Source organism: Streptomyces sp. yr375, from assembly GCF_900110755.1.
Lineage (GTDB): Bacteria > Actinomycetota > Actinomycetes > Streptomycetales > Streptomycetaceae > Streptomyces.
Genome location: NZ_FOFF01000030.1, coordinates 29,585 through 50,997 on the forward strand (window position 1 = coordinate 29,585; position 21,413 = coordinate 50,997).

Genomic DNA, 21,413 nt, shown 5'->3' on the forward strand with positions numbered 1-21,413 from the left:
AGTCCCAGTGGAGATGGGTGTCCATAGGTTGTCGAAGCGCTTCGACAACGGTCCGGCAGCCAATTGTGAGGGATTGGTGGAGAAGGCTACGGCAACTTGCCCGGCCCGGCGGCCGCGAGCCGGGGTGGCGAGCCGGGCGCCGGGCAAGCGGACGACGTCACCCGGGCACTCGTTCGGCGCAAACCGCTGGGCGACGACACGGACGTCTCCCGCACCGAGTCCGCCACCGAGTCCGGCACCGAAGTCGCCAAGGGAACCGGCCGCCCGCCCACCATGTCGTACGCCGTCACCGTCGGCTGAGCCGCCCGAACCGGCCCGCGAGGGGTGGCGGGGGCACCCGGGATCGGGTACCAACGATCGGGTAGCACCCATCGGTAACGAGTAGCACCCATCGGTAACCAAATGTGGCCCGAGATCCCGATTCGCGGCGAGGTGAGCCTCATGTCCGCACCACCCCTCAAGAAACCCACCGTCACCGAACGCGAGGCCCGCCAGGTGGCGGAGGCCGCGCGGGAGCAGGACTGGCGCAAGCCGAGCTTCGCCAAGGAACTGTTCCTTGGCCGCTTCCGGCTCGACCTCATCCACCCCCACCCGCTCCCCTCCGACGAGGCCGTCCGGCGCGGCGAGCAGTTCCTCGCCAAACTCCGCGACTTCTGCGAGACGAAGGTGGACGGGGCCCGCATCGAGCGCGAGGCCCGCATCCCCGACGAGGTGATCAACGGGCTCAAGGAGCTCGGCGCCCTCGGCATGAAGATCGACCCCAAGTACGGCGGTCTCGGCCTCACCCAGGTGTACTACAACAAGGCGCTGGCGTTGGTCGGCTCGGCCAGCCCGGCGATCGGCGTGCTGCTGTCGGCGCACCAGTCGATCGGCGTACCGCAGCCGCTGAAGATGTTCGGCACCGACGAGCAGAAGCGGGAGTTCCTGCCGCGCTGCGCCACCACCGCCATCAGCGCCTTCCTCCTCACCGAGCCGGACGTCGGCTCCGACCCGGCCCGCCTCGCGACGAGCGCGGTGCCCGACGGGGACGACTACGTCCTCGACGGGGTCAAGCTGTGGACGACCAACGGCGTGGTCGCCGACCTGCTGGTGGTCATGGCCCGGGTGCCCAGGAGCGAGGGCCACAAGGGCGGCATCACCGCGTTCGTCGTGGAGACGGACTCGCCCGGCATCACCGTCGAGAACCGCAACGCCTTCATGGGCCTGCGCGGCATCGAGAACGGCGTGACCCGCCTCCACCAGGTCCGGGTGCCGGCCGCGCACCGCATCGGCCCCGAGGGCGCGGGCCTGAAGATCGCCCTCACCACCCTCAACACCGGCCGGCTCTCGCTGCCCGCGTCCTGCGTGGCCGCCGGCAAGTGGAGCCTGAAGATCGCCCGCGAGTGGTCGGCGGCCCGTGAGCAGTGGGGCAAGCCGATCGCCCACCACGAGGCGGTCGGCGCGAAGATCAGCTTCATCGCGGCGACGACCTTCGCCCTGGAAGCGGTCCTCGACCTCTCCTCGCAGATGGCCGACGAGGACCGCAACGACATCCGCATCGAGGGCGCGCTGGCCAAGCTCATCGCCTCCGAGATGGGCTGGCGCATGGCCGACGAACTCGTCCAGATCCGCGGCGGCCGGGGCTTCGAGACGGCCGATTCGCTGGCCGCCCGGGGCGAGAAGGCGGTCCCCGCCGAACAGCTCCTGCGCGACCTGCGCATCAACCGCATCTTCGAGGGCTCGACGGAGATCATGCACCTCCTGATCGCCCGCGAGGCCGTCGACGCCCACCTCACGGTCGCCGGCGACCTCATCGACCCCGACAAGTCCCTCCAGGACAAGGCGAAGGCGGGCGCCAACGCGGGCGTCTTCTACGCCAAGTGGCTCCCGAAGCTGGTCGCGGGACCAGGCCAACTGCCCACGTCGTACGGCGATTTCAAGCAGGGCGGGGTCGACCTCTCGCCGCACCTGCGCTACGTCGAACGGCACGCACGCAAGCTCGCCCGCTCCACCTTCTACGCCATGTCCCGCTGGCAGGGCCGGATGGAGACCAAGCAGGGTTTCCTCGGCCGGATCGTCGACATCGGCGCGGAACTGTTCGCGATGAGCGCCGCCTGCGTCCGCGCGGAACTGCTGCGCTCGCGCGGCGAGCACGGCCGCGAGGCCTACCAGCTCGCCGACGCCTTCTGCCACCAGTCCCGCATCCGCGTCGAGGAGCTGTTCAACCGCCTCTGGAGCAACACCGACGACCTGGACCGCAAGGTCGTCAAGGGCGTCATGGCCGGCTCCTACGAGTGGCTGGAGCAGGGCATCGTCGACCCGTCCGGAGACGGCCCCTGGATCGCCGACGCCTCGCCGGGTCCGAGCGAGAGGGAGAACCTGCACCGCCCGATCAGGTGAGCCACCGCACGCACGCCCTAAGGGTGCCCCGTACTCCGAGCCCCTCGTGAGGGGGGGCGAGGAGGGGGCACCCTGTCCGGCCGCCCGGCCGGTGCGGCAACAATGGGGGGATGAGCGACAGTCCAGCCTCCCGAGGATTCCGGGCCCGTGCCCTCGCCGACCCCCACCTCGTCTACGACCCCGTCGTGGGCGACGGCCCCAAGGACGTGGTGATCCTCGGCTCCACCGGGTCCATCGGCACCCAGGCCATCGACCTCGTGCTGCGCAACCCGGACCGGTTCCGGGTGACCGGCCTGTCCGCCAACGGCGGCCGGGTCGCCCTCCTCGCCGAGCAGGCGCACCGCCTGCGGGTACGGACCGTGGCGGTCGCCCGCGCGGACGTCGTACCGGCCCTGCGCGAGGCACTCGCCGCCGAGTACGGCGCGGGCGAGCCGCTCCCCGAGGTCCTCGCCGGCCCGGAGGCCGCCGCCCAGCTCGCCGCCTCCGACTGCCACACCGTGCTCAACGGCATCACCGGCTCCATCGGCCTCGCGCCGACCCTCGCCGCCCTGGCGGCGGGCCGCACCCTCGCGCTCGCCAACAAGGAGTCGCTCATCGTCGGCGGCCCGCTGGTCAAGGCGCTGGCGAAGCCCGGGCAGATCATCCCGGTCGACTCCGAGCACGCGGCCCTCTTCCAGGCCCTGGCCGCGGGCACCCGCGCGGACGTCCGCAAGCTCGTCGTCACCGCCTCCGGCGGCCCCTTCCGCGGCCGTACGAAGCGGGAGCTGGCGGATGTGACGGTCGAGGAGGCCCTCGCCCACCCCACCTGGTCCATGGGCCCGGTGATCACGATCAACTCCGCGACCCTGGTCAACAAGGGCCTGGAGGTCATCGAGGCGCACCTGCTCTACGACATTCCCTTCGACCGCATTGAGGTCGTCGTACACCCCCAGTCGTATGTCCACTCGATGGTTGAGTTCACGGACGGATCGACACTGGCGCAGGCGACGCCCCCCGACATGCGCGGGCCCATCGCCATCGGCCTCGGCTGGCCCGGCCGGGTGCCCGACGCGGCGCCCGCCTTCGACTGGAGCACGGCGTCGACGTGGGAGTTCTTCCCGCTCGACAACGAGGCCTTCCCCTCGGTGAACCTCGCCCGGCACGTGGGCGAGCTCGCGGGCACGGCCCCGGCGGTGTTCAATGCGGCCAACGAGGAGTGCGTGGAGGCGTTCCGCAAGGGCGCGCTGCCGTTCAACGGGATCATGGAGACCGTCACCCAGGTCGTGGAGGAACACGACACGCCGGTGACGGGAACTTCACTCACCGTGTCGGACGTCCTTGAAGCGGAGACCTGGGCACGGGCCCGGGTCCAGGAACTGACGGTTACCGCGGAGGCGCGTGCATGACAGCCCTGATGATGATCCTCGGCATAGTCGTCTTCGCGGTCGGCCTGCTCTTCTCGATCGCCTGGCACGAGCTGGGGCACCTGTCCACGGCCAAGCTCTTCGGCATCCGCGTGCCGCAGTACATGGTCGGCTTCGGGCCGACGATCTTCTCCCGCCGCAAGGGCGAGACCGAGTACGGCATCAAGGCCATCCCCTTCGGCGGCTACATCCGCATGATCGGCATGTTCCCGCCGGGCGAGGACGGCCGGATCACGGCCCGCTCCACCTCCCCCTGGCGCGGCATGATCGAGGACGCCCGCTCGGCCGCGTACGAGGAACTCCAGCCGGGCGACGAGACCCGCATGTTCTACACGCGCAAGCCGTGGAAGCGCGTCATCGTGATGTTCGCGGGCCCCTTCATGAACCTGGTGCTCGCGGCCGTGCTGTTCCTCACGGTCCTGATGGGCTTCGGCATCTCGCAGCAGACCACCACGGTCAGCTCGGTCTCCCCCTGCGTCATCGCGCAGAGCCAGAACCGCGACGCGTGCAAGCCGACCGACCCGGCCTCCCCGGCCGCGGCCGCCGGCATGAAGCCCGGCGACAAGATCGTCTCCTTCGCGGGCCAGCGGACGGACGACTGGAACAGGCTCTCCGACCTGATCCGGGTCAGCGCGGGCAAGCAGGTGGCCATCGTCGTCGACCGCAAGGGCCAGGAGCTGACCCTGCACACGACCATCGCCACCAACCTGGTCGCCCAGAAGGACTCCGGCGGGGCGTACGTCCAGGGCAAGTACGTCAAGGCGGGCTTCCTCGGCTTCAGCGCGGCCACCGGCGTCGTCAAGCAGGACTTCGGCGACTCCGTGTCCTGGATGGGCGACCGGGTCGGCGAGGCCGTCGACTCCATCGCCGCCCTCCCCGGCAAGATCCCGGCCCTGTGGAACGCGGCCTTCGACGGCGCGCCCCGCGCGCCCGACTCCCCGATGGGCGTGGTCGGCGCGGCCCGCGTCGGCGGTGAGATCTTCACCCTGGACATCCCGGCCTCACAGCAGTTGGCGATGGCCGTGATGCTCGTCGCGGGCTTCAACCTCTCCCTGTTCCTGTTCAACATGCTCCCGCTGCTGCCCCTGGACGGCGGGCATGTCGCGGGCGCCCTGTGGGAGTCGCTGCGCCGCAACCTTGCGAAGCTCCTGAAGCGACCGGACCCGGGCCCGTTCGACGTGGCGAAGCTGATGCCGGTGGCCTATGTGGTGGCGGGCATCTTCATCTGCTTCACGGTGCTGGTCCTGATCGCGGACGTGGTGAACCCGGTGAAAATCTCGTAGCCACCCGACGGCCACCCACAAGCCAAGGCGGCCCGGGACGATACATCCCCGGGCCGCCGTGGACCGAGCTTCGACCAAGGTTCGATCCAGCTTCGGTCGAGTGGGTTTTCAAGGTCGCCGGGAGTGCCCGCGTCCGGACCGGTACCGTAATCTCGAAGCCTGGAGCCCGCCTCCGACGGGACCTGGACCTTGATCCACGACTTGGGGTTGCACAGCAGATGACTGCGATTTCTCTCGGCATGCCGTCCGTTCCGACCAGGCTCGCCGAGCGCCGCAAGAGCCGGCAGATCCAGGTCGGCTCAGTGGCGGTGGGCGGAGACGCACCGGTTTCGGTGCAGTCGATGACGACGACGCGTACGTCGGACATCGGCGCGACGCTGCAGCAGATCGCCGAACTGACGGCGTCCGGCTGCCAGATCGTCCGGGTCGCCTGCCCCACGCAGGACGACGCGGACGCGTTGTCGACGATCGCCCGCAAGTCGCAGATCCCGGTGATCGCGGACATCCACTTCCAGCCGAAGTACGTGTTCGCGGCGATCGAGGCGGGCTGCGCGGCGGTCCGGGTGAACCCGGGCAACATCAAGCAGTTCGACGACAAGGTCAAGGAGATCGCGCGAGCCGCGAAGGACCACGGCACCCCGATCCGCATCGGCGTCAACGCCGGTTCGCTGGACCGCCGCCTGCTCCAGAAGTACGGCAAGGCGACCCCCGAGGCCCTGGCCGAGTCGGCGCTCTGGGAGGCGTCGCTCTTCGAGGAGCACGACTTCCGCGACATCAAGATCTCGGTCAAGCACAACGACCCGGTGATCATGGTCGAGGCGTACCGCCAGCTCGCCGCCCAGTGCGACTACCCCCTCCACCTCGGCGTCACCGAGGCCGGCCCCGCCTTCCAGGGCACCATCAAGTCGGCGGTGGCCTTCGGCGCCCTCCTCTCCCAGGGCATCGGCGACACGATCCGGGTCTCCCTGTCGGCCCCCCCGGTCGAGGAGGTCAAGGTCGGCAACCAGATCCTGGAGTCCCTGAACCTCCGCCAGCGCGGCCTGGAAATCGTCTCCTGCCCGTCCTGCGGCCGCGCCCAGGTCGACGTCTACAAACTCGCCGAGGAAGTCACGGCGGGCCTGGAGGGCATGGAGGTCCCGCTGCGCGTAGCCGTCATGGGATGCGTGGTGAACGGCCCCGGCGAGGCCCGCGAAGCCGACCTCGGCGTAGCCTCCGGCAACGGCAAGGGCCAGATCTTCGTCAAGGGCGAGGTCATCAAGACCGTCCCCGAGTCCAAGATCGTAGAAACCCTGATCGAAGAGGCCCTGAAACTGGCCGAACAAATGGAAGCGGCCGGCACCCCCTCCGGCGAGCCGTCGGTATCGGTCGCAGGCTGAAACCCCACCGGACGAGGGTCCCGTGTCTGTGGTGACCCTGGCCGGCATCTGAGCCAGAGGAACAACCGCAGGCGCGGCCTTCTCGACGCCGGTCGGTGCATATCAGCCCGCCCGGCGTCCGAGGCCGAGAAGCGACGGTCCCGACCGCCCGCCCACCCGCTGGGGTCGCCCTTCCGACGCCGGTCCGCGCGCTTCAGCCGGTCCGGCGCTGAGGCTGAGGAGTGACGGTCGCGACCCCCGCCCACCCGCTGGGGGTGCCCTCCCGACGCGGGTCCGCGCGCTTCAGCCGGTCCGGCGCTGAGGCTGAGGAGTGACGGTCGCGACCCCCGCCCACCCGCTGGGGGTGCCTTCCCGACGCGGGTCCGCGCATTCCAGCCCGTCGGGCGTCTGAGGCTGAGGAGTGACGGTCGCGACCCCCGCCCACCCGCTGGGGGTGTCCTCCCGACGCGGGTCCGCGCGCTTCAGCCGGTCCGGCGCTGAGGCCGAGGAGTGACGGTCCCGACCCCCGCCCACCCCCTGAGGGCGCCCTTCCGACGCCGGGCGGGTGTCTGCATTTCAGCCCGTCCGGCGTTTGAGGACGAGGCCCCTTCAGGGCCGACGGCGGGGGTCTGGGGGCGGCAGCCCCCGGGCGGACGGCACGACAAGCCGACGGTCACGGCGAACGAACGGCGACTACCGCAGGGGGGCACGGCAAAGCTTCCGCAGGTACAGTGCGGGGATCAGAGCCCCGAACCGTGAGGCCCCGCGCGTGTTGACCCAGACCACCTCCCGGGTCCTCGAACCGAGCGACCTGGACGCCGCGCTCGCCGTCCTCGACCGCGAGCCGGTCGCCAACGCCTTCGTCACCTCCCGCGTACAGGTCGCGGGCCTCGACCCCTGGCGGCTCGGCGGCGAGATGTGGGGCTGGTACGAGGACGGCATGCTGACGTCCCTCTGCTACGCGGGCGCCAACCTCGTACCGATCTGCGCCACCCCCCGCGCCGTACGCGCCTTCGCCGACCGCGCCCGCCGCGCGGGCCGCCGCTGCTCCTCGATCGTCGGCCCCACCGAGCCGACGACCCAGCTCTGGCGCCTCCTCGAACCCCACTGGGGCCCGGCCCGCGAGGTCCGCACCCGCCAGCCCCTCATGGTCACCGACCGCATGCCCGCCGACATCGCCCCCGACCCCTACGTCCGCCGCATCCGCAAGGACGAGATGGAAACGATCATGCCGGCGTGCGTGGCGATGTTCACCGAGGAGGTCGGCGTCTCCCCGATGGCCGGCGACGGCGGCCTGATCTACCAGGCCCGCGTCGCCGAACTCGTCGGCTCCGGCCGCTCGTTCGCCCGCCTCGACGACCGCGGCCAGGTCGCGTTCAAGGCGGAGATCGGCGCGGCGACCCCCCACGCCTGCCAGATCCAGGGCGTGTGGGTGGCCCCCGAATACCGGGGCCAGGGCGTCGCCGCCCCCGGCATGGCGGCGGTCCTGCGCTACGCCCTGAAGGACGTGGCCCCGGTCGTCAGCCTCTACGTGAACGACTTCAACACCGCGGCCCGGCGCACCTACCGAAGAGTCGGCTTCCAAGAGGTCGGGGCCTTCACGAGCGTCCTCTTTTGACGCCCCTGTAGGCTCCCGCCATGGACCTCGTGATCGGCCCCTTGGACCTTCCTGCCCACGTGGACGAGGCCTTGGAAGTGCAGGCCGTAGCCTTCGGACTGGGCCCCGACGAGGTGGCCGTCCGCCGCCAGATCGTCCTGCGCCACATGATGAACCCCGGTGCGAGAGCGTACGGCGCGACCGCCGCAGGCAGACTCGTCGGCTTCGTCTACGGCATGCCCAACGACCGTACCCACTGGTGGTCCACCGTCGTACAGCCCTACCTCCGCGCCGAGGGCAACGAACACTGGCTCGACGACTCCTTCGTGATCACGGAGCTGCACGTCCACCCCGCCCACCAGAACCGCGGCGCGGGCCGGGCCCTCATCACCACGATCACCGACACCGCGGCCGAACCCCGCTCGATCCTCTCCGCGATCGACACGGAGAGCCCCGCCCGCGCCCTCTACCGCGCCCTCGGCTACCAGGACCTGGCCCGCCGCGTCCTCTTCCCCAGCGCTCCGCGCCCGTACGCGGTGATGGGCGCCCCGCTCCCGCTGCTGCGCCGCGCCTAAACGGATTTCCGGCCGCACCCGGCTCCCGGCTAACCTCCTAGCCACACCCTTTCCCGGCAGGAGTACGAGAACATGGCGAACGCACCGGTCCAGCGCATGTCCCAGTTGATGGCGAAGACGCTGCGCGACGACCCCGCGGACGCCGAGGTGCTCAGCCACAAGCTCCTCGTCCGCGCCGGATACGTCCGCCGCACCGCCGCCGGCATCTGGTCCTGGCTGCCCCTCGGCAAGAAGGTCCTCGCCAACGTGGAGCGGATCGTCCGCGAGGAGATGGACGCGATCGGCGCCCAGGAGGTCAGCCTCCCCGCCCTGCTGCCCCGCGAGCCCTACGAGGCGACCGGCCGCTGGGAGGAGTACGGCCCCGAGCTGTTCCGCCTCCAGGACCGCAAGGGCGGCGACTACCTCCTCGGCCCCACCCACGAGGAGATCTTCACGCTGATCGTGAAGGACCAGGCGTCCTCCTACAAGGACCTGCCGGTCATCCTCTACCAGATCCAGACGAAGTTCCGCGACGAGGCCCGCCCCCGGGCCGGCATCCTGCGCGGCCGCGAGTTCCTCATGAAGGACTCGTACTCCTTCGACACGGAGGACGAGGGCCTCGCCCACTCCTACGCCCTGCACCGCCAGGCCTACCAGAAGGTGTTCGACCGCCTGGGTCTGGACTACCGCATCTGCGCGGCGACCGCGGGCGCGATGGGCGGCTCGAAGTCGGAGGAGTTCCTTGCCCCGGCCGGTGCCGGCGAGGACACCTTCGCGGACTGCCCGAACTGCGACTTCGCGGCCAACACCGAGGCGATCGCGTACGAGTTGAAGCCGGTGGACGCCGAGGGCGTGGCCGCTCTGGAAGAGATCCCGACCCCCGACACCCCCACCATCGAGACCCTCGCCGCCTCCCTCGGCGTGCCGGCCTCCGCGACCCTGAAGAACCTGCTGGTGAAGGTGGCCGGCGAGATCGTCGCCGTCGGCGTGCCCGGCGACCGCGAGGTCGACCTCGGCAAGGTCGAGGCGCACTTCGCGCCCGCCGCCGTAGAGCTGGTCACCGCCGAGGACTTCACCGACCGCCCCGACCTGGTGCGCGGCTACGTCGGCCCGCAGGGCCTGGGCGAGAAGGTCACCTACATCGCCGACCCGCGCGTGGCCCCCGGCACCGCCTGGATCACGGGCGCCAACAAGGAGGGCCTGCACGCGAAGAACGTCGTGGCGGGCCGCGACTTCGAGGTCGGCGAGTACGTCGACGTCGTCGTCGTCCAGGAAGGCGACCCCTGCCCCAACTGCGGCACCGGCCTCAAGCTGGACCGCGCCATCGAGATCGGCCACATCTTCCAGTTGGGCCGCAAGTACGCCGACGCCCTCAAGCTCGACGTCCTCGGCCAGCACGGCAAGCCGGTCCGCGTCACCATGGGCTCGTACGGCATCGGCGTCTCCCGCGCGGTCGCCGCTCTCGCCGAGCAGACCGCCGACGACAAGGGCCTGTGCTGGCCCGCCGAGGTCGCCCCGGCCGACGTCCACGTCGTCGCCGCGGGCAAGGCCCTGCAGACCGAACTGGCCCTCGACGTCTCCGAGAAGCTGCGCGCCGCCGGTCTGCGCGTCCTGGTCGACGACCGGCCCGGCGTCTCCCCTGGCGTGAAGTTCACCGACTCCGAGCTGATGGGCGTACCGAAGATCCTGGTGGCGGGCCGCCGCTCCGCCGAAGGCGTCCTGGAGCTGAAGGACCGCAGGACGGGCGAGCGCGAGGAGCTCACGGTCGACGAGGCGATCGCCCGCCTCACGACCACGACCGCCACCGCTTAAGAAACCTCTCAGAGAGTTCTGTGGAGGCGTATGGCCGCCCCACAGACTTCTCTCAGGCCGTTCCCCGACCGTAGGACGTGACAGAGCGTCACTACGGAGGGGAACGGCCATGGCGACAAGAGAAACGGAACGGGGGGCCGCGTCAGCGGTCCGCAGAGGCGCACGGCGTACGGCGGCCCTCGCCGCGGCCGTCACACTCGCCGCGGCGGCCGGGGTGTTCGCCCTGGTCGGCACGATGCAGACGGACGCCACAGAGGCGGCGGCCACCACGAGCACGAGCAGCAGCGACTCCAACTCCGGCTCGACGAACACCACCACCACAGACACAAGCACCAGCACCAGCACCACGGACAGCGGCACCACCGACACGAGCACCGGCACCACGGACACCAACTCCTCCTCGGACACCGGTCTCACCGCCGCCTCTTCCTCCTCTTCCTCCTCCGGTGGCTCCACCGACGCCACGTCGGGAGCGTCGTGATGAGTACGTCTCTCACGTCCCGGTCCCGCACCACGGCCGCAGCGGAGTGGCGGGCGCTCGGCACCACGGTCCGCGTGGTCGTCACCGAGCCGGCCCTGCTGGAGTCCTGCAACCTGCTCCTCGCCCGCTACCTCGCCGAGGTCGACGCGGCTTGCAGCCGCTTCCGCGCCGACTCCGAACTGGCCGCCCTCGACGCCACCGCGGGCCGCCCGGTCCGGGTCAGCCCGCTGCTCGCCGAGGCCCTCGACACCGCCCTGCGCGCGGCCGAGGCCACCGACGGAGCCGTGGACCCCACCGTCGGCTCCGCGATGGAGGCGATCGGCTACGACCGCGACTTCACCCTCGTCCGCGAGGACGACCGTCCGGTCCGGCTCACGGTCCGGCGCACCCCCGGCTGGCGCACGGTGCTCCTCGACCGGGCGACCGGCACGGTCACCGTCCCCGAGGGCGTCCGGCTCGACCTGGGCGCGACCGCCAAGGCCTGGGCCGCCGACCGCGCCGCGCAGACGCTCGCCGAGGCGGCCGGCTGCGGGGTCCTGGTGAGTCTGGGCGGCGACACGGCCGTCGCGGGGGAGCCCCCGGCGGGCGGCTGGCAGATCCGCGTCCAGGACGTCACCGGCCCCGTGGACGAGACGCCCACCGAAGGGCCGTACGCCACCGTCGGGCTGCGCAGCGGCGGCCTGGCCACCTCCGGCACCTCGGCCCGCCGCTGGCGGCGCGGCGGCCACGACCTGCACCACATCGTCGACCCGCGCACCGGCCTGCCGGTCCGTTCCCCGTGGCGCACGGTCTCCGTCGCCGCCACGACCTGCGCCGACGCCAACGCGGCCAGCACGGCGGCCCTGGTGAAGGGCACGGACGCGCACCGCTGGCTGACCCTTCAAGGCCTCCCCGCCCGCCTGGTCGCGCAGAACGGCGCCGTCCTCACCACACCGGGCTGGCCCACCACGACGGTGGAGGCCGCCGCGTGACCTCCGAGACGCTCTGGTACGCCAACCGGGCCACCGGCGCGGTCTGCCTCGTCCTCTTCACGGTCGTCGTCCTGCTCGGCATCGCGGTGCGACTGCGCGCCCGTGTCCCCGGACTGCCCCGGTTCGGCACGATGAGCCTGCACCGCACGCTGTCCCTCTCCGCGACCGCCTTCCTGGCGCTGCACATCACGACGGCGCTCGTGGACAGCTACGTGAACATCACGGTCGTGGACGTCGTCGTCCCCTTCGTCGGCGACTACCAGCCGCTCTGGCTCGGCCTCGGCACGGTCTCGCTCGATCTGATGCTCGCCGTGCTGGTCACCAGCCTGCTGCGGGAACGCCTCGGGCACCGCACCTGGCGCACCGTGCACTGGCTGGCGTACGCCGCCTGGCCGGTCGCCCTCGTGCACGGCATCGGCATCGGCACGGACACCGGCGCCGACTGGATGACCTGGCTGACCGTCGCCTGCGTGGCCATGGTGGTCGCCGCCTTCACCGCCCGCCTCGCACACGCCGCCCGCGCCGCCCGCCACACCCCCGCAGCCCTCCTGCACACCGCCGACCTGCGCACCGCCGAAGGAGCCCGACCGTGACCGCGACCTTCCCGGACCTCTACATGCCCCCGCGCCTCCTCGCCCCGGGCACCACCCCCGCCGACCTCACCACCCACCACCAGCGCTACGGCCCCCTCGCCCACGGCGACCCCGAGGACCTGCTCCGCACGGTCGCCGAGTCCGGCCTCACCGGGCGCGGCGGCGCGGGCTTCCCGACGTACCGCAAGCTCGTGTCCGTCGCCGAGGCCGGCCGGCGCACCGGCCGCGCGCCCGTGGTCGTGGCCAACGGCGCCGAGGGCGAACCGGCCAGCCGCAAGGACAAGACCCTGCTGCGCCTGTCGCCCCACCTCGTCCTGGACGGACTCCAGTCGGCGGCCCGCATGGTCGGCGCGGGCGAGGCCTACCTCGCCGTGGAGGACGGCGCGACCTGGCTGGAGTCCGCCCTCGCCCAGCGCACCGACGACCCGCTGCCCGTCAAGGTCGTCCGCCTGCCCAAGTCGTTCCTCTCCGGCCAGGCCTCGGCCCTCGCCCAGTACCTCTCCGGCGGCGCGGCCCTGCCCACCGACCCGAGCCCGCCGGTCCGCGAACGCGGAGTGCACCGGGCCCCGACCCTCGTACAGAACGTCGAGACCCTGGCCCACCTCGCGCTGATCGCCCGCTACGACGCCGACTGGTTCCGCACGGCCGGCACCCCGACCCAGCCCGGCAGCGTCCTGTGCACGGTCCACGTGCCGGGCCGCGAACCCCGGGTCGTGGAGGCCCCCTACGGCATGCCCCTAGGCCGGCTGCTGCCCCTGGAGGGCACCCGCGCGGTCCTCGTCGGCGGCTACCACGGCACCTGGATCCCGACCCCGGAGGCTGCCCAACTCGCCCTGGACACCAGCTACTTGGGCGCGGGAGTCCTGGCCGCACTCCCGGCGGACCGCTGCGGCGTCACGGAGACGTCCCGCATCCTCCGCTACCTCGCCCTCCAGTCGGCCGGCCAGTGCGGCCCCTGCCTCAACGGCCTGCCCCGCATCGCCACCGCCTTCCGCACCCTCGCCACCCCCGGCCCCCAGGGGACCACCCGCACGGACCTCGCCCGCTGGTCGGGCCTGGTCGAGGGCCGAGGCGCCTGCCACCACCCCGACGGCACGATCCGCCTGGTCCGCAGCGCCCTGACCACCTTCGCCACCGAAATAGACACCCACGCCCACGGCCACTGCACGGCGACCGACCCCACACCCCTACTGCCGATCCCCCAGGAGGCCTGAAATGAACCAGCCCACGAAAATAACCATCAACTGGACGTCCTGCCAGTCCCACGGCCTCTGCGCAGAGCTCCTCCCCGACCACATCACCCTGGACGAGTGGGGCTACCCCCTACTGGACAACACCCCCATCCCACCCAGCACGACTAAACGAGCCCGCAGAGCAGCGTCCAATTGCCCAACCCTGGCCTTGAAACTAACGCCAAGTGCAGCCCCTTAGGGGCGCGGGGAACGGCGCGACCAGCCCCGACGCACCCGCAGAAAAAACACAACCCTTAAAGCCACCCAGCAAATTCCAGCAACAACTCAGCATCCCGAGCCCGCCCCACGCGCAGTGCCCGCACCCCAGACTCCACAGCCCGAAACAACGACCACCCCCGCACCCGCTCCGCATCCAACTCCAACGACTCAGCCAACTTCCGCACCCGCCGCCGAGTAATAGCCGCCCCCGAGGGCGAGGCAATCAAATCCTCCACCCGATCCCGCACCAACCGAGCCAGATCGAACGCACACTCACCCACCACCGGATCCGGCCCCACCGCCAGCCACGGCGCCCGCTCACCCGCCAACACCTTGCTCTGCCGAAACGTCCCATGCAGCAACCGCACCTCGGACACCGCACCCACCAACTCCTCCCGGGCACCCAGAGCAGCGTCCACCAGCGCGGACACCCCGGAGACGGCCGAGCCGACGGCAGTCGACCGCATCGCCTCCGCCTGCCGCCCCGTCCGCTCCGCCACCGTCTCGAAGACCTGCCCGGCCGGCGGCTCCACCCACAGCCGCCGCAACGTCCCCGCCGCCTCCAGCAGCGCCTTCGCCTCCGCCAGCGACCGCACCGACACATCGGGATGCAGCCGCTCCAGCAGCAGCACCCCGGCCGTCTCCGGCCCCTCCAGAAGCTGTACGGCGCCCAGGCCGCCCCAATGCGCCAGCGCCGCCCGCTCGGCCTCGGGCCGGGACCGGGGCGGGGCCAGCTTCAGCACGGCCGGTGTCCCGTCCGCGCGCCGCACCAGCACGACCATGCTGCTGCGCCCGCCCGGCACCTGCACCCGGTCGACGGTCAACTCGCGTAGATCCACGGCCTGTCGGGCCGCCTCCGGCAGCTTCTCCAACCAGCCGTCACCATCCGGTGCCGTCTCACCGAGAGCCCTGACCAGACGCTGCGGCGGTTCGAAAGCCATACGCGAGCCGTTCCCTTCCTTCTCCCGGTCAAGCGGTCGGTGTACCCGAAACTTCGGCCCCTGCTGCCGCCCCGGCCGAGGCCGGATCCTCACCGGTCCGCTCCGCGAGACCAGGGAAGGGTACGCTGCCGCCGCGCCAGCGCACCGCGCGGACCGCCGCCTCCCGCAGCGCCGCCGCGGCATCCTTGCGGCGGGTGTGCGCCGAGGCCCGCACCAGGTCGGAGTAGACGCCGGCCACCCGCTCCTCCAGCTCGGCGGCGAGCCGGACCGCCGCCGCGGCGTCCGGCACCGCGAACGGCAGCGCGTACCCGGCGCTCGCGGCGACCGGCTCCGCGCCCAGCCCCCGCACCTCACGCGCCAGCGCGTCCCGGCGCGCACGGTGCGCGGTGTACGCGGCCAGTGCCTCGGTGCGCCGGTCCGCGGAGAGCCGCCCGCCGACGACGCCGTACCCGTACACCGCGGCATGTTCGGCGGCCAGCGCCGCCTGGAGCGCCGTCAGCTCCGCGCTCGTCGCCTCACTCATCGGGCACCCTCCGTCAGCAGATAGGCGTGCGCCGCGCCGGCCGCCGCCACCGAGGCCAGCAACCGGGCCAACTCACCGGGGACGTCCAGCAGTTGAGCGGCCCGGCGATCGGCGAGCGCCCGCTCGGCGGCGGCCAGCCCGGAGAGGGCCTCCTGCTCGGTCACGGGCGCGACGGGCACCACAGCCGCCGGCGCCGAACCGGACGCGGTGGGGGAGGCGGGGGAGGTGCTGGGGGAAGGGGCGGGCGTCGCGGGCGCTCTGCGTACGCCGCCGAACGCCTCCACGTGCCCTGCGACCTCCGCCCGCAGCGGTGCCAGCCGCACCGCCAGCGCGGGATGGCCGGCGAGGACGGCGTCGTACCGCGCCACCAGCCCGTTGCTCTCCTGGGCCGCACGCGCGCGTGCCCGCTCGGCGACCGACGGGTCGCCGCTCGTGCCGCCGCCGTCCTCCTCGCGCCGCGCGGCGCCGGACGAGCAGCCCACGAGCAGCGCGGCCCCCGCGGCCGACGCGAGCAGGGATCTTCTGCGCGGTCCGGACGGGGTGCGCGAGGGGAGGGGCAACGGCACGGCGGACGTCCTCGGGGAACTCGTACGAAAGAAACACCAAGAAGGGCGGCAGGCCCGTGATCACCGTACCCGCGCACCCGGCCGCGATCACTCAGCGGCACCGTTTCGCCGTGCGCCCGGCCACCCTCCGTGCACAGGTGGACGGCAACACACCCTGCGACCGGATACCCTTTGACCAGAGACGCGATCCACACCACAACAGCACACGCGGCCGAGGAGTCACCCGGATGAGCACCACCCAGAGCGAGAGGCTGCGAGAGCTCCTGGAACCGCTCGTCGCCTCCGAGGGACTGGACCTCGAAGAAATCACCGTGGACTCCGTCGGACGCAAGCGGGTGCTGAGCGTCGTCGTCGACTCCGACACCGGAGCGGATCTGGACCAGATCGCCGATGTGAGCCGCGCGCTCTCGGCGAAGCTCGACGAGACGGACGCGATGGGCGAGGGCGAGTACACCCTCGAGGTCGGCACCCCCGGCGCGGAGCGCGCCCTCACCGAACACCGGCACTACGTGCGCGCCGTCGACCGCCTGGTCAGGTTCCAGCTCACCGACGGCGGCGACGAACTGGTCGCCCGCATCCTCGAAGTCGACGACGAGGGCCTCGATCTGGAGGTACCCGGCGTGAAGGGCCGCAAGGCCACCGCCCGCCGACTCGCCTTCGGCGACATCGACAAGGCGCGCGTACAGGTCGAGTTCAACCGCAAAGACAAGAACGACAAGAACGACAAGCACGACGAGAACGACGAGAAGGAAGAGGAGGCGTAGCCGTGGACATCGACATGAGTGCCCTGCGGGGCTTGGTGCGGGAGAAGGAGATCTCCTTCGACCTGCTGGTCGAGGCGATCGAGTCGGCCCTCCTCATCGCCTACCACCGCACCGAGGGAAGCCGCCGTCACGCGCGCGTGGAGCTCAACCGGGAGACCGGTCATGTGACCGTGTGGGCGAAGGAGGACCCCGACGACATCGAGGAGGGGCAGGAGCCCCGCACGTTCGACGACACCCCGTCCGACTTCGGCCGGATCGCCGCCACCACCGCCAAGCAGGTCATCCTGCAGCGCCTGCGCGACGCCGAGGACGACGCGACGCTCGGCGAGTACGCCGGCCGTGAGGGCGACATCGTCACCGGCGTGGTCCAGCAGGGCCGCGACCCGAAGAACGTGCTCGTGGACATCGGCAAGCTGGAGGCCATCCTGCCGGTGCAGGAGCAGGTCCCCGGCGAGACGTACTCGCACGGCCTGCGCCTGCGGTCGTACGTCGTCCGGGTGGCGAAGGGTGTGCGCGGCCCGTCCGTGACGCTCTCGCGCACCCACCCCAACCTGGTGAAGAAGCTCTTCGCCCTGGAGGTGCCGGAGATCGCCGACGGTTCCGTCGAGATCTCCGCCATCGCCCGCGAGGCCGGCCACCGCACGAAGATCGCCGTCAGGTCCACCCGTTCGGGTCTGAACGCCAAGGGCGCCTGCATCGGCCCCATGGGCGGCCGGGTGCGCAACGTGATGGGTGAGCTGAACGGCGAGAAGATCGACATCGTCGACTGGTCGGACGACCCGGCCGAGATGGTGGCCAACGCGCTGTCCCCGGCCCGGGTCTCCAAGGTCGAGGTGGTGGACTTCCAGGCCCGCTCCGCGCGCGTGACGGTGCCGGACTACCAACTCTCCCTGGCGATCGGCAAGGAAGGCCAGAACGCCCGGCTCGCCGCCCGCCTGACCGGCTGGCGGATCGACATCCGTCCCGACACCGAGCAGCCCGCCGAACAGCCTGCCGAATAACGGGGGACGGACAGCGGGGAACGGATCTCGGCCTGCGGAGGCCCAGATCACGACAGATGTAACGCGGCACCTGTACGAATCCTGGCCCAAAGGGGTGAGGACGCCGCGGGGAGGTAGACTTAACAGTGTCTGGCCGGACGCACGCCGGAGCATGCCCTGAACGCACCTGTGTGGGGTGCCGGGAGCGAGCGGCCAAGACGGAGCTGCTGCGCATCGTGGCGATCAAGGACGCATGCGTCCCCGATCCTCGCGGTACGCTGCCCGGCCGGGGTGCGTATCTGCATCCCGCCCCGGTCTGTCTCGACCAGGCGGTCCGCCGCCGGGCGTTCACGAGGGCGCTGCGTGCCCCAGGAGCGCTCGACACAAAGGCGTTGCGCCAATACGTCGAGCAGACGAACGTTGCCGAGCAGGCAACACAGTAAGAAGGCGTCGTACGGAACCTCCGTGCGGCTCTGGTACCCCGCGAGTTGGAAGTAGGTCGAGATTGCGATGAGCACTCGATGAGCACGCGATGAGTACGCCCATGAAGTAGCGACGGTCCGGACGCACCCGGACCTAAAAGGAGCGAAGTGGCTAAGGTCCGGGTATACGAACTCGCCAAGGAGTTCGGGGTTGAGAGCAAGGTCGTCATGGCCAAGCTCCAGGAACTCGGTGAATTCGTCCGTTCGGCGTCTTCGACCATCGAAGCGCCCGTTGTACGCAAACTGACTGACGCCTTCCAGGGCGGCGGCAAGCCCGCCCCCCGCAAGGCTGCTCCCAGGCCCGGCGCGCCTTCCCCGGCGCAGGCGGCCCGTCCGGGTCCGGCCGCACCGCGGCCGGCCGCCCCCAAGCCCGCCGCGGCCACGCCGCCCGCGGCCCCGGCCGCCCCGGTGACGCCGGCCGCCTCGTCGGCCCCCGCGCCGGCCGCCTCCGGCCCGCGTCCGGGCCCCAAGCCCGCGCCGCGTCCGGCCCCGGCCGCCCCGGAGTTCACCGCTCCGCCGGCTGCCCCGGCCGCCCCCGCGCCGTCCGCCGCCCCGGCCCAGTCCGGTCCGCGTCCGGCCGCCGCGCAGGGCCCGCGCCCCGGCGCGCCCCGCCCCGCCGGCCGTCCCGCGCCCGGCCAGGGTCAGCAGGACCGCGGTGACCGTGGCGACCGCGGTGACCGCGGTCAGCGTCCCGCCGCAGCGCAGGGTCCGCGCCCCGGTGGCGCCGGCGCCCCGCGTCCGGGCGGTGCCCGTCCCTCGGGTCCGCGTCCGGGCAACAACCCCTTCACCTCCGGCGGCAACGCCGGAATGGCGCGCCCGCAGGCGCCCCGTCCGCAGGGCGCACCGCGTCCCGGCGGCCCCGGCGGTCCCGGCGGCGCTCCCAGCGCCGGTCCGCGTCCGCAGGGCGCCGGCGGTCAGGGCGGCGGTCCCCGTCCGCAGACTCCGGGCGGCGCTCGTCCGAGCCCCGGCGGTATGCCTCGCCCGCAGGGCGCAGGTCCCGGCGGTCCCCGTCCCGGCGGCGGCCCGCGTCCCAACCCCGGCATGATGCCGCAGCGTCCCGCTGCCGGCCCGCGTCCCGGCGGCGGCCCCGGCGGCCGCGGTCCGGGTGGCGGCGCCGGTGCCGGTCGTCCCGGCGGCGGTCGTCCCGGCGGCGGCGGCTTCGCCGGCCGTCCGGCCGGTCCCGGCGGCGGCGCTCGTCCCGGTGGCGGCGGCGGCTTCGCCGGTCGTCCCGGCGGTCCCGGCGGCGGTGGCGGTGGCGGCGGCTTCGGTGGCGGCGGTGGCCGTCCCGGCTTCGGCGGCCGTCCCGGCGGTCCCGGTGGCCGTGGTGGCACGCAGGGCGCCTTCGGTCGCCCCGGCGGTCCCGCGCGTCGCGGTCGCAAGTCGAAGCGGCAGAGGCGCCAGGAGTACGAGGCCATGCAGGCCCCGTCGGTCGGCGGCGTGATGCTGCCTCGCGGCAACGGCGAGACCATTCGCCTGTCGCGCGGTGCGTCCCTCACCGACTTCGCCGAGAAGATCAACGCCAACCCGGCGTCGCTCGTCGCGGTCATGATGAACCTCGGCGAGATGGTCACGGCCACGCAGTCCGTCTCCGACGAGACGCTGCAGCTCCTCGCCGGCGAGATGAACTACCAGGTTCAGATCGTCAGCCCCGAGGAGGAGGACCGCGAGCTGCTCGAGTCCTTCGACATCGAGTTCGGCGAGGACGAGGGCGACGAGGACGACCTGATGGTCCGTCCCCCCGTCGTCACCGTCATGGGTCACGTCGACCACGGTAAGACCCGACTGCTCGACGCCATCCGCAAGACGAACGTCATCGCGGGCGAGGCCGGCGGCATCACCCAGCACATCGGTGCCTACCAGGTCTCGACCGAGGTCAACGGCGAGGACCGCGCGATCACCTTCATCGACACCCCGGGTCACGAGGCGTTCACCGCCATGCGTGCCCGTGGTGCCCGGTCGACGGACATCGCGATCCTGGTCGTCGCGGCCAACGACGGCGTCATGCCGCAGACGGTCGAGGCGCTCAACCACGCCAAGGCGGCCGACGTCCCGATCGTCGTCGCGGTCAACAAGATCGACGTCGAGGGCGCCGACCCGACCAAGGTGCGCGGTCAGCTCACCGAGTTCGGGCTGGTGGCCGAGGAGTACGGCGGCGACACCATGTTCGTCGACATCTCCGCCAAGCAGGGGCTGAACATCGACTCCCTGCTGGAGGCCGTGGTCCTCACCGCGGACGCCTCGCTCGACCTGCGTGCCAACCCGCACCAGGACGCGCAGGGCATCTCGATCGAGTCCCGCCTCGACCGCGGCCGCGGTGCCGTGGCGACGGTCCTCGTCCAGCGCGGCACCCTGCGGGTCGGCGACACGATGGTCGTGGGCGACGCCTACGGCCGCGTGCGCGCCATGCTCGACGACAACGGCAACAACGTCGCCGAGGCCGGCCCGTCGACGCCGGTCCAGGTCCTGGGCCTGACCAACGTCCCGGGTGCGGGCGACAACTTCCTCGTCGTCGACGAGGACCGCACCGCCCGCCAGATCGCCGAGAAGCGCGCCGCACGTGAGCGCAACGCGGCCTTCGCCAAGCGCACGCGCAGGTTCTCCCTGGAGAACCTGGACGCCGCCCTGAAGGCCGGCGAGGTCCAGCAGCTCAACCTCATCATCAAGGGTGACGCTTCCGGTTCGGTGGAGGCCCTCGAGTCCTCCCTGCTCCAGTTGGACGTCGGCGAAGAGGTCGACATCCGCGTCCTGCACCGCGGCGTCGGTGCGGTCACGGAGTCCGACATCGACCTGGCCATGGGCTCCGAGGCCATCGTCATCGGCTTCAACGTCCGTGCGGCGGGCCGCGCGGCGCAGATGGCCGAGCGCGAAGGCGTGGACGTCCGGTACTACTCGGTCATCTACCAGGCGATCGAGGAGATCGAGGCGGCCCTGAAGGGCATGCTGAAGCCGGAGTACGAAGAGGTCGAGCTCGGCACGGCGGAGATCCGCGAGATCTTCAAGTCGTCCAAGCTGGGCAACATCGCCGGTGTCCTCGTCCGCTCGGGCGAGGTCAAGCGCAACACCAAGGCCCGACTCATCCGCGACGGCAAGGTCATCGCGGAGAGCCTCAACATCGAGGGCCTGCGTCGCTTCAAGGACGACGTCACCGAGATCCGCGAAGGCTACGAGGGCGGTATCAACCTCGGAAACTTCAACGACATCAAGATCGACGACGTCATCGCGACGTACGAGATGCGGGAGAAGCCCCGCTCGTAAGGCCGCTGGCCGGCGCCGGCCGA

At 71.8% G+C, this 21,413-nt stretch carries 20 protein-coding genes; 17 read left to right on the forward strand and 3 right to left on the reverse strand.

Annotated elements, in window-relative coordinates; translation table 11 throughout:
- The first annotated feature begins 96 nt into the window (after positions 1 to 96).
- From BMZ82_RS25730 to BMZ82_RS25790, 13 genes are all read left to right on the forward strand, one after another.
- Positions 97 to 300 (forward strand): hypothetical protein, encoded by a 204-nt coding sequence (locus BMZ82_RS25730; RefSeq protein WP_093779773.1) that lies wholly within the window; start codon positions 97 to 99, stop codon positions 298 to 300.
- Between the two features lie 141 nt (positions 301 to 441).
- Complete coding sequence (locus BMZ82_RS25735; protein WP_093779826.1) at positions 442 to 2,379, forward strand: acyl-CoA dehydrogenase family protein; 1,938 nt, start codon at positions 442 to 444, stop codon at positions 2,377 to 2,379.
- 110 nt (positions 2,380 to 2,489) lie between these two features.
- The gene (dxr, locus tag BMZ82_RS25740) at positions 2,490 to 3,764 is read left to right on the forward strand and encodes a 1-deoxy-D-xylulose-5-phosphate reductoisomerase (protein ID WP_093779774.1); all 1,275 of its coding nucleotides are present in this window, start codon (positions 2,490 to 2,492) and stop codon (positions 3,762 to 3,764) included.
- Positions 3,761 to 5,065, forward strand: a complete 1,305-nt coding sequence (locus tag BMZ82_RS25745) for a M50 family metallopeptidase (protein ID WP_093779775.1) — start codon at positions 3,761 to 3,763, stop codon at positions 5,063 to 5,065. The genes dxr and BMZ82_RS25745 overlap by 4 nt, the downstream gene beginning before the upstream one ends.
- A gap of 218 nt (positions 5,066 to 5,283) precedes the next feature.
- Entirely contained in the window at positions 5,284 to 6,441 is a 1,158-nt protein-coding gene (ispG, locus tag BMZ82_RS25750; RefSeq protein WP_093779776.1) for a flavodoxin-dependent (E)-4-hydroxy-3-methylbut-2-enyl-diphosphate synthase, read from the forward strand.
- A gap of 748 nt (positions 6,442 to 7,189) precedes the next feature.
- A complete protein-coding gene (locus tag BMZ82_RS25755) occupies positions 7,190 to 8,038 on the forward strand; it encodes a GNAT family N-acetyltransferase (RefSeq protein WP_093779777.1) in 849 nt (282 codons plus the stop codon).
- 20 nt (positions 8,039 to 8,058) lie between these two features.
- Positions 8,059 to 8,592 carry a GNAT family N-acetyltransferase gene (locus BMZ82_RS25760; protein WP_093779778.1) on the forward strand — a complete coding sequence of 178 codons (534 nt, stop codon included), beginning with the start codon at positions 8,059 to 8,061 and terminating at the stop codon, positions 8,590 to 8,592.
- Positions 8,593 to 8,664: 72 nt separating this feature from the next.
- Positions 8,665 to 10,383, forward strand: a complete 1,719-nt coding sequence (locus BMZ82_RS25765; protein ID WP_093779779.1) for a proline--tRNA ligase — start codon at positions 8,665 to 8,667, stop codon at positions 10,381 to 10,383.
- A gap of 109 nt (positions 10,384 to 10,492) precedes the next feature.
- Complete coding sequence (locus tag BMZ82_RS40865; protein WP_177244667.1) at positions 10,493 to 10,864, forward strand: hypothetical protein; 372 nt, start codon at positions 10,493 to 10,495, stop codon at positions 10,862 to 10,864.
- Entirely contained in the window at positions 10,864 to 11,835 is a 972-nt protein-coding gene (locus tag BMZ82_RS25775; RefSeq protein WP_093779780.1) for an FAD:protein FMN transferase, read from the forward strand. The genes BMZ82_RS40865 and BMZ82_RS25775 overlap by 1 nt, the downstream gene beginning before the upstream one ends.
- Positions 11,832 to 12,428: a ferric reductase-like transmembrane domain-containing protein gene (locus BMZ82_RS25780; RefSeq protein WP_093779781.1), complete on the forward strand. Its 597-nt coding sequence runs from the start codon at positions 11,832 to 11,834 to the stop codon at positions 12,426 to 12,428. The genes BMZ82_RS25775 and BMZ82_RS25780 overlap by 4 nt, the downstream gene beginning before the upstream one ends.
- On the forward strand, positions 12,425 to 13,642 hold the full coding sequence (locus tag BMZ82_RS25785) for an NADH-ubiquinone oxidoreductase-F iron-sulfur binding region domain-containing protein (RefSeq protein ID WP_093779782.1): 1,218 nt from the start codon (positions 12,425 to 12,427) through the stop codon (positions 13,640 to 13,642). The genes BMZ82_RS25780 and BMZ82_RS25785 overlap by 4 nt, the downstream gene beginning before the upstream one ends.
- A gap of 1 nt (position 13,643) precedes the next feature.
- A complete protein-coding gene (locus BMZ82_RS25790) occupies positions 13,644 to 13,859 on the forward strand; it encodes a ferredoxin (RefSeq protein WP_093779783.1) in 216 nt (71 codons plus the stop codon).
- A 55-nt stretch (positions 13,860 to 13,914) separates the two neighbouring features.
- On the opposite strand, the gene BMZ82_RS25795 is transcribed toward BMZ82_RS25790, so the two are convergent.
- The 3 genes from BMZ82_RS25795 to BMZ82_RS25805 are packed head-to-tail and all read right to left on the reverse strand — an operon-like array spanning position 13,915 to position 15,909.
- Positions 13,915 to 14,820: an aminoglycoside phosphotransferase family protein gene (locus BMZ82_RS25795; RefSeq protein ID WP_093779784.1), complete on the reverse strand. Its 906-nt coding sequence runs from the start codon at positions 14,818 to 14,820 to the stop codon at positions 13,915 to 13,917.
- A 28-nt stretch (positions 14,821 to 14,848) separates the two neighbouring features.
- Positions 14,849 to 15,343: a ferritin-like domain-containing protein gene (locus BMZ82_RS25800; protein ID WP_093779785.1), complete on the reverse strand. Its 495-nt coding sequence runs from the start codon at positions 15,341 to 15,343 to the stop codon at positions 14,849 to 14,851.
- On the reverse strand, positions 15,340 to 15,909 hold the full coding sequence (locus tag BMZ82_RS25805; protein ID WP_093779786.1) for a hypothetical protein: 570 nt from the start codon (positions 15,907 to 15,909) through the stop codon (positions 15,340 to 15,342). The genes BMZ82_RS25800 and BMZ82_RS25805 overlap by 4 nt, the downstream gene beginning before the upstream one ends.
- Before the next feature lie 227 nt (positions 15,910 to 16,136).
- Between BMZ82_RS25805 and rimP the strand changes: the two genes are divergently transcribed.
- The 4 genes from rimP to infB all read left to right on the forward strand — a co-directional run bounded on the left by rimP (position 16,137) and on the right by infB (position 21,390).
- Positions 16,137 to 16,673 (forward strand): ribosome maturation factor RimP, encoded by a 537-nt coding sequence (gene rimP / locus BMZ82_RS25810; protein WP_093779787.1) that lies wholly within the window; start codon positions 16,137 to 16,139, stop codon positions 16,671 to 16,673.
- 2 nt (positions 16,674 to 16,675) lie between these two features.
- Complete coding sequence (nusA, locus tag BMZ82_RS25815; protein ID WP_093779788.1) at positions 16,676 to 17,674, forward strand: transcription termination factor NusA; 999 nt, start codon at positions 16,676 to 16,678, stop codon at positions 17,672 to 17,674.
- 125 nt (positions 17,675 to 17,799) lie between these two features.
- Complete coding sequence (locus BMZ82_RS25820) at positions 17,800 to 18,096, forward strand: YlxR family protein (protein WP_093779789.1); 297 nt, start codon at positions 17,800 to 17,802, stop codon at positions 18,094 to 18,096.
- Between the two features lie 147 nt (positions 18,097 to 18,243).
- On the forward strand, positions 18,244 to 21,390 hold the full coding sequence (gene infB, locus BMZ82_RS25825) for a translation initiation factor IF-2 (protein WP_093779790.1): 3,147 nt from the start codon (positions 18,244 to 18,246) through the stop codon (positions 21,388 to 21,390).
- Positions 21,391 to 21,413: the final 23 nt, after the last annotated feature.